Origin of the sequence: Vibrio japonicus, from assembly GCF_024582835.1 — a bacterium.
GTDB classification, from domain to species: Bacteria; Pseudomonadota; Gammaproteobacteria; order Enterobacterales; family Vibrionaceae; genus Vibrio; species Vibrio japonicus.
This window is the reverse complement of sequence record NZ_CP102097.1, coordinates 1,124,703-1,141,258: the sequence shown is the minus strand read 5'-3', so window position 1 is coordinate 1,141,258 and position 16,556 is coordinate 1,124,703. Positions and strand designations below refer to the sequence as shown.

Genomic DNA, 16,556 nt, shown 5'->3' with positions numbered 1-16,556 from the left:
TTAATACTAAAGTTTATATTGACTTGGCTAGTTAATAGAGGAACCAACATGGATAAGTTATTTTCATCTGCACTAGAAATACGACAGAGAACTGGAGTAACCAGCTACTTTGCGCGTAATGGTTACAAAATAGCAATGACTGACTTTGATGATGTCATTTTCGAAAGAGAAGGCGTTCAAGTCAACGTTCACTTCGACCGAGCATCGAATGCTAAGTCTATATCTGTCTTAACGGGCACACTCAAAAACGCTTAAAATGAACAACATTAGTAACTAATCAGAAATGTCACTGACAGGCTCAGTTGGGCTTGTCGGTTAAAGCTGTGCTTAAACACTACCCCACAAGACTTCCATTTATTGAAAGCTTTTTACGTGTTTGAATTCGATGAGATGCTTGACAGTATTGCGGTAATGATTAGACCAAAACCTATTCCTGCGATCAATGAGCCTACAAACGCTAAAGGTGATTCTTGTAAGAAGAATAAACCTACACCTAAGCCAAGCATAACGCCACCGCCAATCGCCCAGCTAGACTTGTCAGTTACTTGCTTGTTCTCTGCCATTTGTATACACCTTTCTAGTTCATTAAGCACAATGATTAAGAGTGACATCCCCTACAAGCACTGGGATAGCTTCCAAAAAGTATCTAGTACATCACTACATATTTTAGTACTCAACGGGCTAACACGTGTTTTCTTTTACCGTTGTAAGATGCTTTTATGTAATCAACGAGGCCCACTTCTGATTTGGGCTTTTCGCAGCAAAGACTCTACACAATAAATTATCAGCGACATTTATCATTGCAGTGCGGGTTGCAATACTCTTTCGGTATTTACTACTTCAAAGGAACTATCCGTAAGATCCAATACACCAAGCAAGTAACCTTGCCGTTCACTTGTCTCTTGATTATTTCCTATGTAGCTAGGCCAAACCACACAGGGCTAACTCAGGAAACAGTAGCACGTCCAAATCATCCAAGCTCTTCACGTGTTCCGATATAGTTCTAAGATTTTCTTCAATCGTCCAACTCATTTGCATTTGAATAATGCCAATTTTCACTCTTGTTCTCCTTGAGCGTTTGGTGTACTCCACAGAAAATAGACAGCAACACGTCACTGCGCGTTGACTGTCGCTCTTTAATGCTTTGTTATGTTCGAAATTTCACCGCTGTACCATAAGCCATGACTTCTGAAGCGCCTGTTATTATCGCACTACTCGTAAACCTAACATTTATCACGGCATCTGCGCCCAACTGCTTAGCTTCAAATGACATGCGTGATAGTGCTCTTTCACGAGCCTCATTCATCATTTCAGTGTAACCTCGAAGCTCGCCACCAAATAAGGACTTTATAGTAGCCATTGTATCTCGACCAATATGTTTGGATTGCACTACGTTCCCTGAAACAATACCCAATGTCTCTTCTATTTCATGATTCGCAATGGATTCCGATGTGGTAGTAATCACTGATTCATCCCCATAACTACAATGTGAGGATCGAATGATAAGACCAAATATGCAACAATACGCATTAAGAGATTGAAAGTTAGGCGAGATTCATAATTTTGAAAAGAAAGGCTATATCCCACAGAAAATAGTTAGTACATAACTACATACTTTCTATCGCGATTCTATTCGGAACGATGCTATCTGGGCAAAGTGTTGATAAATACGGCTCACGTCTGCTTGTTGTTTACACTTCCCACACGCGTGCAAATTCAATCGCTTTTGAGATATGAGCCGAGTTTATGCGCAGCATCGATGGAGAGCGCGGTTGCCCCGTCTCTGTTCAAGTGACCAGGATCAGACCAGTTCAATTTTTGCTTAAATATCTCCTCATCAAAATAAAGCCATTTGTTGTCCGGATACTTTTCGGCAAATAAAGAGGTTTTCGGTGCGCCAAAGCTCGGTATGTACGCATACGCAATGGGCACATTATGCTTTTTGGCTAAAGCGGAAATCTGCTCAACGTAGTACAAGTTCGCATTATGAAAGAGATAGAACTTTAACTCTCCAAGCCAGTTTGTGGGCAAAGAGAGATTGTTGAGTGAATGCAATGACTCCTCTGAAGCTACCCCGGTCCTCTCTTTGCCGTCAGGCCACGATAAGGCATGATTAAGATGTGAGCCATGATAATCAACGGTAGAGAAATCTGCATTAAAGCCAAAAAGCTCTGGAAAAGAATCGTAAGAGGTCGATTTTAGCGTTCTTAGCGGGAGCCGGATAAGGTTACCAAAATATCTCAAGTTCACGACCCACGGCGCACCATAGAGATCTTCTGGTTGTGCCAAGTAGTGCGTCCCTGGATGAAGGTCTCTCGCCTCCTGCTCTCTTACTTCAAGAACAATAAGCTTGGGTTTGCGATTCTCTAGCAGCTCTTTAACCAGTGTGTAATGCATATCCCGACCAAAATGGGGAATAGCAAAATTAACAACACGGGTGGTTTCGTTACCTAACGACTGCTCAACCAACACACTGTCTATACCGTTCATGGTATGAGACGTTCCAAAAAATGCGATATCGATTGGTGCGTCGTCGAAATGAATGCGCTCATAAACCCATGTTGCAACCTTATAGGCACCAATATCGAGCAACCGATAACGCGTATAAGGTGTATCAGGTAGAAAAGACACTCCTACCAACAAGGTAACGCTTGCCAGTACGCAAATAAGTAAAAGTTTTAAGTAGTAACTAGGATTCAATTTCATAATCAAAAATTAAAGTAAATGAATACTGTCGGTTGTGCCATGAACATTAAGGATGCTGCTAGCAAACAGCTGATATAGGCTATTGCACCCTTGCGCAGTTTAAACTTGTCTAAAAAGATCGTTATCGGCTGCCAACCATCCGGGGTTTTCCAGCCCTGATAGTTGAACATCTGTGACACGTTTGGCGTAAATTGTGTGATAAAGAAACCAAAGCCAATTAACAGCAACATATATGGTTGCACTTCAATAGATTCTGTACCGGAAGGTGAAAAGTTTAGCATTTGGGAAGTAATGGTTAGTGCACCGTTTAATGTTTCGGCCCTAAAGAACACCCAGGCTATAACAACAAAGAAAAGCGTGACTAGAACGAAGAAGGGTTTAAAGCTCGATAAGTTCAAGTTCCGAGTCGCGGACTGAAAGGCGTGGTTAGCCATAAGGTAGAACCCATGTAACCCGCCCCAGATAATAAAATTGAAGCCTGCACCATGCCATAAACCACCTATCAGCATAGTGAGCATTAGGTTTCGGTAACGACCGATTGATCCATTACGGTTTCCTCCAAGAGGAATGTATAAGTAATCACGAAGGAAAGTAGACAGCGTTATATGCCAGCGTCGCCAGAATTCAACAATGGATTCAGACTTATATGGAGATAAGAAGTTAATGGGTAACCGGATACCAAACATTAACCCCAGCCCAATAGCCATATCCGAATACGCTGAAAAATCGAAGTAGAGTTGTAACGTATAGCTCAGCGCCCCAACCCATGCTGTAAAGGTGCCAATGTACTCCCCCTTATCGGCATGTGAAAAAACTTCTGTGGCTAAGACTTCTAGGTTATCCGCAAGTAACAATTTTTTGGCTAAACCAATGATAAAAATAAACGCCCCTGCAGCAAACCACTCCGCATTAAAGCCGAGATTTTTCAATCTCATTATCTGAGGGAGCAACTCTTTATGGTGTACAATTGGTCCCGCTATCAACTGTGGGAAAAATGTGACAAATAGGCTGTAATGCCAAAAACTGTAGTTCACATCTTTTTCTTTGTAACAATCAACCAAGTATGCGATTTGTTGGAAGGTATAAAAGGAGATACCAACCGGAAGAATAAACTTGGTCAGCCCCATATCTACATCGGTTAAATAATAAAATATCTCACCAAAAAAGAACGAATATTTGTAATAACCAATAACAGCAAGGTTATAAATAATCCCTAGGATTAAAAAATACTTAGCGCTTGGACCTGTCTTTTGAACGTACTTTGATATGACAAAGTTCACGAGTATTGAAGCAACGATGATGTGACTGTGTAACCAGTTCGGAAGAAAATAGAATACGAGCGATATCACTAGCATCACTCGTATAGACTCAGTTCGACGATAACGAAAGGTCATCCAGTACAAGCATAACGATAGCGGTAAAAAAGCAAATACAAATTCAAATGTTGGGAAAAGCATCCATTCACTCCCACTATTCAGAACACAAAAGGTGAAATAAGCCGTTGTGAGCGAGCGTTAATAGAGTCCATGTTCAATCCTTTTCGCTGTGACTTCATGTCCTTCCTTAGCCATATGCCCATTCGCATCCTGAAAGAAAAGTTTGCTCTTTCTATTGGCTTGAACGAGTGGCTCCAGTAAATCTAAATGCTCTATCTTATGCTCATCTAAAAATTTTGTAAGGTGCTGCCTGACTTCGTCCTCAGCAGAAAATAGTTGATTCATGATTGGGTAGTTTTCGTTACCATTCGAGAGGTATTCGTCCATAAAAACACGCTCCTTAGTGGGGAAAACAACCACTTTCAAAATAATGTCTTGAGTACGACAAAAAAGCGCCATATCTAGAACTATCGATTTCAACGCTTCCAAACCGAGTTGGTTTTTCTCACTGGTTAGATCGAGATTTCTAAACCTTGCTTTCGGCGTAAATATTGTTCGATTAGTGGTATTGTCAAAAAAGATATAACGTTCGCTGCTCGACTCGCTGGTCAACCACCAGTTCTCGACCAATCTAACCCAATCTCCAACTGGGCTCTGCACGACAAAATGATAAAGAAAACTGTTCGCTGCAAGCCAATGACGAAGATTAAAACGGCGTTGGTTTGACGCGCGTTGTGTATTCTTCTCCCTATTGGGCTGAGAGAGTCGGACTGCAATATCATCGCCTAAATACAAGCCAATAATCACTTGCCTCGGCTTTAAGAGGACGGCATACGTTTCGAGTAGATATTGATACTGCTTGGCACCATATCCTCCCAGGGACAGGTTATATATCGGCTGTTTTACGTTGTTTGCTAAGCGAGAAGGCCATGCATCGTTAGCACTAACAGAAACGCCATAAGTAAAAGAATCTCCAATGACAACCGTATCAACCTGAGCGGGTATATCTTGATTTCTAAAGCCCCAACCATCATGCCCAGATTTAAAGGGCTCGATGTGATAGCCCAATCTATCGTGATAAGTAAGTTCTGGTGTCAGATAATTATGAGGAGGTGCGAAAAAACGTAATAAATACTCCCCAAATAAGGCAACGACTATAAACAAGCCAAAAATCGATACGCCAAATTTTATTAAAGTGTGCAACTTTACTATGAGTGACTGTTTACCCGTATGCAGCATCGTCTCTCCATGAAAACGCATGTTGAATGAAGGATGTCCATTTTGCCATTAGTACTTTGGTGGCTAGTACTTTGGTGGCTTTGATAATTTTAAGAATAGCACCTGATATTGGACAACGTGCATTTTCGCTATCAGTAACAGAGATAAACAACGTATCCGTTAGAATTTGTGTTCCATCGCTTTGATGAAAATTGGATTTGTGTAGAACATATAATCCCGGTTTCCTTTTTGTATACTTCGTCCTCTCCATCTGATGGCCATGTCGCCACTCGCTTTAATGTCAGAGACGACAATAGTCACAACCGGTTCATTAGTGTGATCTTTAGCGTTATATATTTTTGACATTACACCGTCACCTGAAATGACGATCAATTCGACCTCATCAAGGGAGGCTGGTGCCCCTTTCCAATTTATTCCATTGAGCGAAATCTCGATGCTTATCTCTAAATCCGTACCTTTTAGGGTCGTAATGGTCTCTCCCATGACAGCAGGACGAGAGAGAAAATGGTTATTGACGGTAAACTCGATGTCTCTTACTACTTTTCCGTGACTGCCAAAGAAAGCGCCTTTATGTAGCGCCTCAATAATACTATTGATTGAGTTATCCCGGGCATAAACCTTTGTTTCAGAGAACTGGCAAGGCCAATAGTCACCATTGGGCCCGTGAAAATCGGAGGGTGCACGCGCTCCCCACAAGGCAACACCTTTACCCAGTAAGGTATCCCAAACCCCACCGACCTCTGCAACAATCGGGTCCCAACGGTCTACGGTTTTGAGTTTTGTCTTATAAGCACCAATCCTTTCAGCTGGCATGCGTTGATGGCCAGGTGCACCTGAAAAACCTAAGAACACATGATTTTTTTGCCAATCAATCGCGTTTCTTCGGATCTCTCTTAAGTTACTCGCCTTACGACTCGGGTGATTATAAAAAACGGCAGGTAAAACAGGATAAGGCTTAAAACTGGTTTCTAGCCACTTTAAGCCATCCAAGACAGAGACAAACGGGCTACTGGCGTTTTTGTAATCATCAAATTGTTCTCTAAATTGACTTGCCAAAACGGCTGAGCTCTCCTCCTGAGGAAACAAAATAGTCGCGTGCTCCCTACCTTCGTAAGGCGGTAAGTTCCACTCCAAACCTGAGATAATGGAAAGTTCTGGATAAATTCGGTCAATGGCTTCTATTTCTCGGAAATAACTCAAAGTTCCTGCGGTTAAGTTTCCATCCGCATGATCGGTAATCGCGATAGCATCACAACCAAACTCGAGCGCTTTCTCCGCTATTGCTGTGATCGTAAAACCACCGTCGGAATGTTTTGTGTGAATATGCGTATCAACGGATAGCCAAGTGCCCTCTGATACCCATGGAATAGCGTCAACAACCCCTAAAGTAAGGGGGGCACCTTCTACTTCAGCACGACGAGGTTGATATAACGCCAACGTTAACACTTCCTGTTGTAATTGATCGATTGTGGCTGAGTACTGTTCGCTCTGCGTTGTACCAATGTATTTCTCAAAATCATCCCATTTGATAGAACGAGAGTAGCGATTTACATTCGGGAAAAACGTGTCTTCGAAATCGCTGGTCGTGAGCAAATCTTGCGAATGAATCGCATTTTCTTGACTACTGGATATAAACTTAGAGAACTTGGCACCTGCAATATCTGCTGCTAAGTCAGAAACATCAAAACCCGAACCTCCTTTATTGGCATCAAACAGTTCTTTAAGTTCACCAATCTTATTAGACAGGGCCTCATTACCCACTCGCTCGATGATCGCTGAATACAAAAAGTGTAACGCGAGATCATTCCGACCATTTAACGAAATGGTATGCCGAGGAAGGCTAGCTAAACTCTCTTCTACTGACACAGTGTTCACGCCATAGACTTCAGCAAAACGTTGATTGGCGAACGCAATAGCCACTGACACAAGGGCATACTCATTCTCTTTCATCGCATTGCTTTGCGTGCTTCGCTCCTTTGCATGTTGAAAAGCAACATTAAATACATCGGATAAAGAGAGCTCTTTGCGGGTATTGAGACTTTCAGCGTGTTTTATGTAGCGCAAATAGCTATTTATCACTTCAGAATCAAGTGCATTACTGTAGTCAACTCGAAAAGATTTCACGAACGACGATAGACGGGAAAGCCCTGACTTTATGTCATTTTTCAAGCTGTCTTCTTTAACCGCTGAAATGTATACGGTATCGCGTTTGATTTCGAAACTTCGAATCGACTGTTCAAAGACATCGCTCACTGACTCATCAAACACAGTATTGATGGCGAAGTTAGCGATGAATTCAACAAGGGAACCAGGAAGTGTAATACGACCTACTTTACATGAATCAAGTGAGCTATTTTGATTCGGTATAAATAAACAAGAGAAATTAATGTACATAGAATCAAAAACATAGCTAACATCGAATGTACCAAAAACTACAGCTCCATAGTTTGACACTTCTGATTCTACATTTAATCTAGGGACAAGGTGTGATGCAGCTTTAAGTATAGATTGCAAATCATCACTACTGAGTTCTACTTCTATACTACCCTCAGTCTCAAAGAGGCTTTTTGACACATAATGATACTTTTCAACCGCTTCTTTGATATCTTTAGGTTGGATATAGACTTTATCGACGAGTGGCACTCTGGAAATCGAAAGATAAATCATCATGGCGATGAAAAGAATCACCAACATAAATATTATCTTTAGCTTGTGTTTACTCAATGTATAAGCGTTCACCATTATCTATTCATGCCTGATACTCTTCATATCAAAATGAAGAACGTTGATGACTATAAACAAGGGGCGATTAATACACCACCGATAGTTTCATGTTTGCTCTATTCTCATCGTAGCCGGAACTATTCGAATGCCTAAAGGAAACATCCCATGAAATACTTTCGGAAAACTGATTGACTAGGGAAATATCATAAGTTCGATAGTAGTCAACATCATGCCCTCGCTCTTCAGTATTGAATACATTTTTATCGTATTGATAACTACCATTCAACGTTGATTTACTCGATAGCCGGTGTGATGCAGAGATTGTCCCACCATAAAATTTCCTTCTCCCTATTTCATCATTATCCTCAAGTGGAGTGCGCTCTAGGGTATGAACTTCCAGCGTTATTGACGATCGCTTTAAAGAAACCGTTGAGTCCACGCTAAGTTTCTTTGAAAGCTGATATTCCTCTATGTCTTCTCCCTCAATAAAAAACGTTCTATCAAAAGCGGTTACCTCTTCTGTATATTTTATCGAGTTCTTAACTTTTTTGATTTGGTGCGTCAAAGAAAAATCATAAGCATCCCCGAAGAACCTTCTTGTATAGTCAAACTCCACCAATGTTCGTGGTGTTGGATTAATCCTGAATGCACCTCGCCAAAAATCTTTATCTCTAAATGAAAAATCGTAGCTCAACTCAATGTACGACCTTTTATGCCAATAATAGCGAGCAGCAGGCCCCCAACTTCCTGAGTCATTGACCCCGTTACCATCTTTTCTAGAATAACCTTCATAATAAACCCGAATGAATGGACTGAACCCCTTTACTGGTTGAAGCCCCAACTCTTGCTGCAAATTGAAGTCATAGTATTCATTATCGGTATTATTAGATATGTTTCTGTTATATCGATAGTCCATCAGCCAAAAGTAATCTTTTACTGCACTACCATTCTTAAATACGGTGGTGGCACCAACACTATAAAAATCTCCGACATCGTCTTCGTTTGAAGTTGTGCTTCCATCTAAAGAACCATAAAAATCAAAGTAACCTCTTGGATTAGAACGATAGATCGCCTGAGCATCTATCGTTCTATTTTCAATGGTGTCTCCAGAAATGAAATCCGTATTGGCATTGTCTTCAACAGATCTTGCTGTATTCGTAACTGACGCATTAGCATTGAGCGTCAGATTGTTTCTATGAAATTTTTTGGTACCAAAAAAACTCAGCTCATTGAATAGTTCATTTTTATCCGAGTCAACTGAGTGAATGGTTTGGTATACATCATAATCAAATGACAGCTTACCATTATTGCCGTTTATGTCAGACGTTGTTCCAGCTGACCATGTTGAAACAATGCCATGTTTCTCCCCTGTCGAGGATAAATTAATATTATCTGAATACGTCAACTCCGTGGATGCCCTCGCATTGACTTTTACTTCGGCTGCAGTGCTATTGTTCGCAAAAAGAGCAGCGACTATTGTGAGTAATATTTTATTCTTATTCGACAATATATTAGCCATAACCGTAACCATAACCGTAACCATATTGACTTAACTTATTGTTGACGGATTTATTCATTATAAAGCCAATGGCTAATTTACTATCAAGCTGGGATACGGCTTCTTTAATAGATGCCATTTTTGTTTTGTTATGTTCAACAACAACAACAACTTGACCTACTAACTTGGATAGCGAGATAGTTTCAATGACGCCTAGAAGTGGTGGACAATCAAATAATACGATCCGATCACTATATCGACTTGCCAATTCCTGCGCTAGCGCCAACATTTTATCACTTGCTAATAATTCATAGCTCAAGTGATGTGATTGACCCGCAGGCATTATCCTAAGATTAGGGATCGAAGTGTTATAGATAATGTCCTCTATATTTGATGTATCACCTTTAAGATAATCTATCAGCCCTGGCCGGTTATCTATATCTAGTGTTTTATTGACGCTGGGGTTGAGTACATCCGCATCAACTAACAGTACGGATTTGTTTTTTTCTAAAGATAAAATAAAAGCCAAGTTAACCGAACAAAAAGTTTTTCCTTCATTTGCCGTTGCACTGGAAATCATGATTAAGTTTCCATTTTTGTGACTACTTGCACCTGCGCCAAATGCGTTATTAACCAGCTTATGTTTTATTGCTCGGAACTCATCATTAACCCTGTTTTTTTTGGCATTTGTTCTTACACAAACCATTTCCCGGTCTTGAAGCTTTTCCTCATCTATAAATATGGGTTCTTTCGTAAAAACGCGACTTTCTTCCACATTTTCTTCGAAGCATTCGTCAACGTTAAGGTTTGTACTATCACCTATTTTTGATTTCTGCATTCTTTCCCTTATCTTATTAAGCTCAATCATAATAATCACCTAGTATATGCTACCTAAAGCTAGTATATATTGAAGGGACAATATTAATGGCTACCGAAACAAACAAGACCATCAGCAATAATAAAGTCAACAAAATAAATGTCATTAACTTCCGTCTTTCTATACCTAATAGCCCAGATCCTTCTGTTGCAGAAACCACACCAAAAACGGGTATTCCTGTTAATCTATAAAGCTGATTTGTTGAAGAGACAACAGGATTAATTTGACTCATGACAAATGAAAATCCAGCTCCAGAGCCAACTCCAACAACAAGGACAACTAATATCAATAGCAGACGATTAGGTCCTGATGGTGACAATGGTATTGTTGGAGGGTCGATGATTTTGAACTTTATATCTTCTGAAGCTGCACCAACACTATATGATATCGAAGCACTCTCTCCTCGAGAAACAAGGGATTCGTACTTTCCTTTGGTTATATGATAGTTTCGCGTCAGTGAAGTTAGCATCGCTTCCACATCAGGCACGACGTCTAGCTTACTTTGTAAATCAACAATCTTACTTTTGTGTTTTTCAACTCTAACTTCTAACGACGCTATTTCATTATTAATCTGGTTGATAGCGATTTTCAACTCTTGATAAACCACATTATCTCTTAAGCTATCGTTTGTAGAAATATTTTTCATTGCAACTCTTTTGAGTCTTCTCAAGTCATAGAGCTGTCGCTTAGTTTCAATAACATCGGGATGCTTATCTGTATATCTAAAACTTAAGTCATCCAAACGCATTTCTACGGCTTCAATCCTTCCATCATACTCAGTTTGTATGTTGTAGATCTGGCTGATTGAGTTTTCTTTCTCATTATCTAATTGAAGCTTTGCGTCAATAAGACGAGAATCAGCCTCATTCAGTGCAAGCTCGGCTTCTTCTAGCGCTTGTTTCTCTGCTTGCAGGCTAGAGTAATAGTTTCGATCGCTACCAGGTAACATTCCGATGTATTCACGCTTAAAGTCTGCCAAGTCTTTTTCGGCTTCAATCAACCGTTTTTCATAATATGCAATCTGATCATTGATTACGTCGTTGGCTTCTTCTGTATCCAATCGTTTGTCACCTAATGTACTTTCGATGAATACGTTTAATGCCGCTTGTACAATATCTTTCGCATATACTGGGTTATCACCTGTATAGCTAATCGTATACAAATTGTTTTTCCCCGTAGACTGTATCCTGATTCCAGACTTTAGCTCATCCAGTATGTCTTCATATTCTTCCGCTGTTTTGGCTCTAACATTTGCATCCACTTCATTGCCGATTATTTCTAGATTTCGTCGGTTCAGTAGTGTTTTGGCCATCAGATCGAGTTTTTGTGAAGGGTCGGTTTGAATGGCAAGACCTCGGAGTAGTGGTCTAAGAATAGATTGCGTATCTGCATAAACCTTAGCCTGAGATGTATATTGGCTAGGTAACATAGTGACCCCTATCCAACCTAAAGGGCATATAATCCAAGAAAATATAAGTATATATCGTCGTTTTAACCAAATACCTCGTAGGTAATCGACTACTATTTTTATTTGTTCTTGCATATCAACGTCTTCCTTGATTAAAACCACGCTTCTGGAATGATGATGATATCACCAGGAAGAATATCTACATTTGCCTGTATATCTCCGTCCCTCATTAGATCATCCATCTTCAAACCAAATTGTTTTTGTTGATTATTCACAACCCGAATCAGCCGTGCTTTATTTCCATCAGCAAAGTCGGTCAAGCCACCTACCTCGATCATCACATCAAACAGAGTCATGTTTTCTTTGTAATTGATTGCTCTAGGTTGCACGGCCTCCCCCATAACCCTGACTTGTTCACTAAAGGGGCCAACGAAAGTGTCAATTGATATAGAAACAATTGGGTCTCTCACATACACGGACAGCTCTTTTTCAAGATCACGAGATAACTCAGTCGGTGTTTTTCCTGATGCGACTACGTCATCAACAAGTGCAGTAGACACCATTCCGTCTGGTCTAACAGTATAAGAACCGGACGCTTCAGGGTTTCCCCAAACTGAAATAACGAGTGAATCTCCAGGACCAATCAAATATCGATAGTTATTAATATCTTGAGTTAAGGAGGGATGTATCGTTGCTGCGGGCAAAGGTGGCAAATCTAAAGTAGTAGTGCAGCCAACCACCAGTATTATGCAGCTAAATACAATCAGTTGTTTAAGTTTTCTACATATTTGACGACTTGTATTCATACATGCTTCCTCAGAATTCCTTTTCCTCACATAGTTGCATGTCAATATACATCAAAAGTGTGATATAAATCATGCAAAATACCTAGTGTCGATAGTGAGCTGCGTATCATTAACTCTATTAATATAAATGATTTTTAGCTATGCACGAATTTAATATAGAACAAGGTTTTGTTACATGCACCGTTCATCGTTCAAATGAAAATCCTAACTTAGCTTTCTTACATCAAATATAGTAGCTCACACTACAACTAAACTACTATCTCGATCTCCATAATGATAAAAATTTTAGCATTAATACTAAAGCGCGGGGTTTCCAATGGTAAATTCTCAAAAATGAAACTTTTCTCTTGTCTAGTCAGATATTATTTGCATTAAGTATGCTTTTATCAATTAAATTACAATCCATTAGTCCTTTTTTAATTGTTGGTCAAGTTAAATAATAAAATATATTTATGGCTAACTAAAATCACTAATAACATTATCAAAAATCATTTATTAAGTTGGATCAAAGCAAAAAAGCCGTCTACGTTTCTTAAGTGAGTTCTTCGCAAATAAACCATTTTTTATTTTTAAAGTAAGTTCTATACGATGTCAGGGATATGATATGTCTAGCGCTAAATTTCACGGATTGAACACGAACAATACTTTGATGATCGTGACTGACTTTATGATGACTTTTATAAGCTTCATATTGACCTTGTTTTGCGCAAAGCTATTTGTGAACCACTTTTATCTCAGCTATACAGATCTCGAGGTCTACATACAGTTTTTTGTCTTTGCGATTCCTTTGCATTTAACCTTGTTAGGCGTTGGTCTATACAACGAAAAGCTTAGAGAGAGTTTTAATGGCATTACAATCAGAATTTTAGTGGCGGTTATACTCGGCTATATCTTGACATATCTACTCAGCCAATTGTTTATTGATGATTTTTTCCCACCATCTTTCAATGAATTACTGTCGGTCATCGCTTTTTTAACGCTTACTAACCTCCGCTTTATCATCATTAAACTTGGCTTAAACCAATTGTCCAAGCGCCGCATACTCGTTCTGGGCTCTGGGCAAAGAGCGAGTATTATTGAGCAATGTATGCGCAGAAAATCTGACCGAATTGGGCTCGATTTTATTGGCTTTATTTCTGTCGAGGGTGACGCTAACGGGCAGTTGAAACAGGAGAAAGTACTCACACTTTCTGAACCTTTAGAATCTTTTGTTAAAAGTAATGGCGTCGACGAGCTTGTCATTGCGATCGATGAGCGCCGAAATAATCTCCCTTTTGAAGATTTACTAGGTTTAAAACAGTTGGGAGTAAGAATTACTGACATCATAGATTTTGTAGAGCGTGAAACCGGACAAGTTGCCGTCAGTCACCTCAACCCTTCATGGTTTCTATTTCAAAATCATCGTTCGAAAAATCAATTACGTACCAGTGCTTATTGGTTGTTTAACTGCTGTGTCGCTATCGGTATCGCCTTATTAACCTTCCCATTCATGATTCTCACTGCCATCGCGATCAAGCTCGAAAGCGGCTTACGATTTCCAATCCTTTACTCTCAGGAACGAGTCGGCCTGAACGGAGAAAGTTTCTTCCTCTACAAATTCACAAGCATGCGTGCAGACGCTGAAAAAAATGGTGTTCAATGGGCACAAAAAAATGACCCTCGAACCACCAAAGTAGGAAAGTTCATCAGGAAATTCCGTATTGATGAGCTCCCGCAACTCTACAACGTGATTATCGGTGACATGTCCTTCGTGGGCCCGAGACCAGAGAGGCCACAGTTTACCGAAGGATTGAGTAGCTCCATCCCCTATTACAACCAAAGACATAATGTAAAACCGGGCTTAACAGGATGGGCTCAACTAAAGTACCCATACGGCAGTAGTGAAAAGGACGCATTAGAAAAGCTGAAATTCGACCTGTATTACATCAGAAACCGTAACTTTACCTTGGATCTTTTAATCTTATTGAAGACATCTGAAATTATTCTATTCGGAAAAGGGCAGTAACTTTATGTTGAAATCGCAAGGCAACAAGTATTTAAAAGCGCAGTGCGCGTTGACTGTTGATGTGGAAGACTATTTTCACGTTGCCGCCTTTGACAAAAAAGTGAAACGCTCAGACTGGGGAACAACCTATCCTCTGCGAGTAGAACAAAATACCTACAAGATTCTTGAAATTTTTGACGAGCACAATGTCAAAGGCACGTTTTTCATGTTGGGTTGGGTTGCCAAATGTTGCCCTCAACTTGCGAGAGAAATAGTAAAAAACGGCCACGAACTGGCAAGCCACGGTTACTTTCATGAAAAAGCCACCGCCCAATCCCCACTCATTTTCAGGCAAGATGTGTTTCGGAGTAAGGCCTTGCTGGAAGACATTACTGGGTGTCCAATCCATGGATATCGAGCTCCTAGCTTTTCGGTTAACCCCAGAACTGAATGGGTGTTCAGTATATTGGCTGAATTAGGGTTCCTTTATAGCAGCAGCACTTATCCTGTCAAACACGATCACTACGGAGCGCCTGATTGGCCAAAATCCAAATACCTTAGACCTGAAGGCATTGTTGAGATCCCCATTCCAACACTGCACAAGCTTCGAAAGAGTGTCCCTATTGGTGGAGGTGGCTTTTTCCGCTTGTATCCATACAGCCTAAGCAAAACACTGATAAAACGTTATCTGAATGAAACAGGTCAACCGTACAGTTTTTATTTTCACCCATGGGAACTCGATCATGAGCAGCCTCGCATGACCGGAATTCCTGTGAAATCTCATTTTCGACACTATCTCAACCTTAATCGAATGGAAGCTCGTATTCGGTCGCTACTGACAGATTTTTCATGGAATACGATGAGCCATGTTTTCCAACTGGATGGACTAACTAATGACTCAAAATCTACAAATCAGAAAGATGAACCACCAAGATATGTCAGCTTGGGATAACTATGTAGACAATCATCAAGACGGTACTTTTTTCCATCTCACGGGTTGGTACCACGTCATAAAATCGGTTTTTAAGCATAAGCCTCAATACTTGTTGGCTGAACAAGATGGGCAGATCGTGGGCGTCCTCCCCCTTTTCGAACAGAAAAGCAATTTTTTTGGGCACGCTCTCATCTCGACACCTTTCTGCGTATATGGGGGAGTTTTAGCGGATTCTGATGCGGTCAGGCATAAACTTGAGAAGTCAGCCCTTGAGCTGGGCCATTCTTTAAAGGTGGATTATGTCGAGCTTCGTGACAAAGACCAGAGACCGTCAGAAGGACCATGGGTATCGCACTGCCATCATGCGACATTTTCATCGATACTCAATGAAACACCCGATCAAATCCTGACCGACATTAAACGCAAGCAACGAGCGGTCGTTCGTCATTCCCTTAAAAATAGCCTTCAGTGGGATAACCAAGACAATACATCGATCTGCTACGATGTCTACTCCCAAAGTGTTCGTAACCTCGGCACGCCCGTATTCAACAAGAAACTGTTTGAGTCACTCAAGCAAACGTTCGGTGATAGATGCGAGACACTTGTTATTCATGATCAAGAAGGAACACCTGTCTCCAGTGTGTTGAGTTTTTATTACAAGGATACGGTACTTCCATATTATGGCGGCGGGACCAATGATGCCCGAGATTTGAAGAGCAATGACTACATGTATTATCAACTGATGTGTATTGCGAAAGATAAAGGAATGACCAAGTTTGACTTTGGAAGAAGCAAAAAAGATTCGGGTTCTTACCAGTATAAAAAGCATTGGGGAATGCAGGAGGATAGCCTCAACTATCGTATCGCGTTAATCAAAGCGAAAGATTTGCCCAACCTATCACCAAACAACCCTAAGTATAAGATTTTAATTGGTATTTGGAAAAAAATGCCACTCAAGCTTTCTCGTCAAATTGGACCTCAACTTTCCAAGTATTTAGGGTGAA

Annotated in this window: 15 protein-coding genes; 4 read left to right on the top strand and 11 right to left on the bottom strand. The window is 40.4% G+C overall.

The window, feature by feature from the left end; all coding sequences use genetic code 11:
* Positions 1–48 precede the first annotated feature (48 nt).
* Positions 49–255 carry a hypothetical protein gene (locus NP165_RS18530; RefSeq protein ID WP_257085943.1) on the top strand — a complete coding sequence of 69 codons (207 nt, stop codon included), beginning with the start codon at positions 49–51 and terminating at the stop codon, positions 253–255.
* Between the two features lie 113 nt (positions 256–368).
* Here the strand turns inward: NP165_RS18530 and NP165_RS18525 are convergent, their stop codons facing one another.
* The 11 genes from NP165_RS18525 to NP165_RS18475 form a co-directional block, all read right to left on the bottom strand.
* Complete coding sequence (locus tag NP165_RS18525; RefSeq protein WP_257085942.1) at positions 369–563, bottom strand: hypothetical protein; 195 nt, start codon at positions 561–563, stop codon at positions 369–371.
* A 358-nt stretch (positions 564–921) separates the two neighbouring features.
* The gene (locus NP165_RS18520; RefSeq protein WP_257085941.1) at positions 922–1,059 is read right to left on the bottom strand and encodes a hypothetical protein; all 138 of its coding nucleotides are present in this window, start codon (positions 1,057–1,059) and stop codon (positions 922–924) included.
* Positions 1,060–1,147: 88 nt separating this feature from the next.
* Positions 1,148–1,465, bottom strand: coding sequence for a YbjQ family protein (locus tag NP165_RS18515; protein ID WP_257085940.1), 318 nt, complete (start codon positions 1,463–1,465; stop codon positions 1,148–1,150).
* 251 nt (positions 1,466–1,716) lie between these two features.
* Positions 1,717–2,631, bottom strand: coding sequence for a hypothetical protein (locus NP165_RS18510; protein ID WP_257085939.1), 915 nt, complete (start codon positions 2,629–2,631; stop codon positions 1,717–1,719).
* Positions 2,632–2,708: 77 nt separating this feature from the next.
* The gene (locus NP165_RS18505; RefSeq protein WP_257085938.1) at positions 2,709–4,055 is read right to left on the bottom strand and encodes an MBOAT family O-acyltransferase; all 1,347 of its coding nucleotides are present in this window, start codon (positions 4,053–4,055) and stop codon (positions 2,709–2,711) included.
* 165 nt (positions 4,056–4,220) lie between these two features.
* The gene (locus NP165_RS18500) at positions 4,221–5,321 is read right to left on the bottom strand and encodes an SGNH/GDSL hydrolase family protein (protein ID WP_257085937.1); all 1,101 of its coding nucleotides are present in this window, start codon (positions 5,319–5,321) and stop codon (positions 4,221–4,223) included.
* 159 nt (positions 5,322–5,480) lie between these two features.
* Positions 5,481–8,015, bottom strand: coding sequence for a PHP domain-containing protein (locus tag NP165_RS18495; RefSeq protein ID WP_257085936.1), 2,535 nt, complete (start codon positions 8,013–8,015; stop codon positions 5,481–5,483).
* A gap of 115 nt (positions 8,016–8,130) precedes the next feature.
* Positions 8,131–9,564, bottom strand: coding sequence for a porin family protein (locus NP165_RS18490; protein ID WP_257085935.1), 1,434 nt, complete (start codon positions 9,562–9,564; stop codon positions 8,131–8,133).
* Positions 9,557–10,411, bottom strand: a complete 855-nt coding sequence (locus tag NP165_RS18485; RefSeq protein WP_257085934.1) for an XrtA-associated tyrosine autokinase — start codon at positions 10,409–10,411, stop codon at positions 9,557–9,559. The genes NP165_RS18490 and NP165_RS18485 overlap by 8 nt, the downstream gene beginning before the upstream one ends.
* 19 nt (positions 10,412–10,430) lie before the next feature.
* Positions 10,431–11,963: an XrtA system polysaccharide chain length determinant gene (locus NP165_RS18480; RefSeq protein WP_257085933.1), complete on the bottom strand. Its 1,533-nt coding sequence runs from the start codon at positions 11,961–11,963 to the stop codon at positions 10,431–10,433.
* 17 nt (positions 11,964–11,980) lie between these two features.
* On the bottom strand, positions 11,981–12,634 hold the full coding sequence (locus NP165_RS18475) for an XrtA/PEP-CTERM system exopolysaccharide export protein (protein ID WP_257085932.1): 654 nt from the start codon (positions 12,632–12,634) through the stop codon (positions 11,981–11,983).
* A 604-nt stretch (positions 12,635–13,238) separates the two neighbouring features.
* On the opposite strand from NP165_RS18475, the gene NP165_RS18470 reads away from it, so the two are divergent.
* Genes NP165_RS18470 through NP165_RS18460 form a run of 3 tightly spaced genes read left to right on the top strand, consistent with a single transcriptional unit; the run spans position 13,239 to position 16,555 of the window.
* Entirely contained in the window at positions 13,239–14,639 is a 1,401-nt protein-coding gene (locus NP165_RS18470) for a TIGR03013 family XrtA/PEP-CTERM system glycosyltransferase (protein WP_257085931.1), read from the top strand.
* 4 nt (positions 14,640–14,643) lie between these two features.
* Positions 14,644–15,570 carry an XrtA system polysaccharide deacetylase gene (locus NP165_RS18465; protein ID WP_257085930.1) on the top strand — a complete coding sequence of 309 codons (927 nt, stop codon included), beginning with the start codon at positions 14,644–14,646 and terminating at the stop codon, positions 15,568–15,570.
* Positions 15,512–16,555: a FemAB family XrtA/PEP-CTERM system-associated protein gene (locus NP165_RS18460; RefSeq protein WP_257085929.1), complete on the top strand. Its 1,044-nt coding sequence runs from the start codon at positions 15,512–15,514 to the stop codon at positions 16,553–16,555. The genes NP165_RS18465 and NP165_RS18460 overlap by 59 nt, the downstream gene beginning before the upstream one ends.
* The last annotated feature ends 1 nt before the right edge of the window (position 16,556 follow it).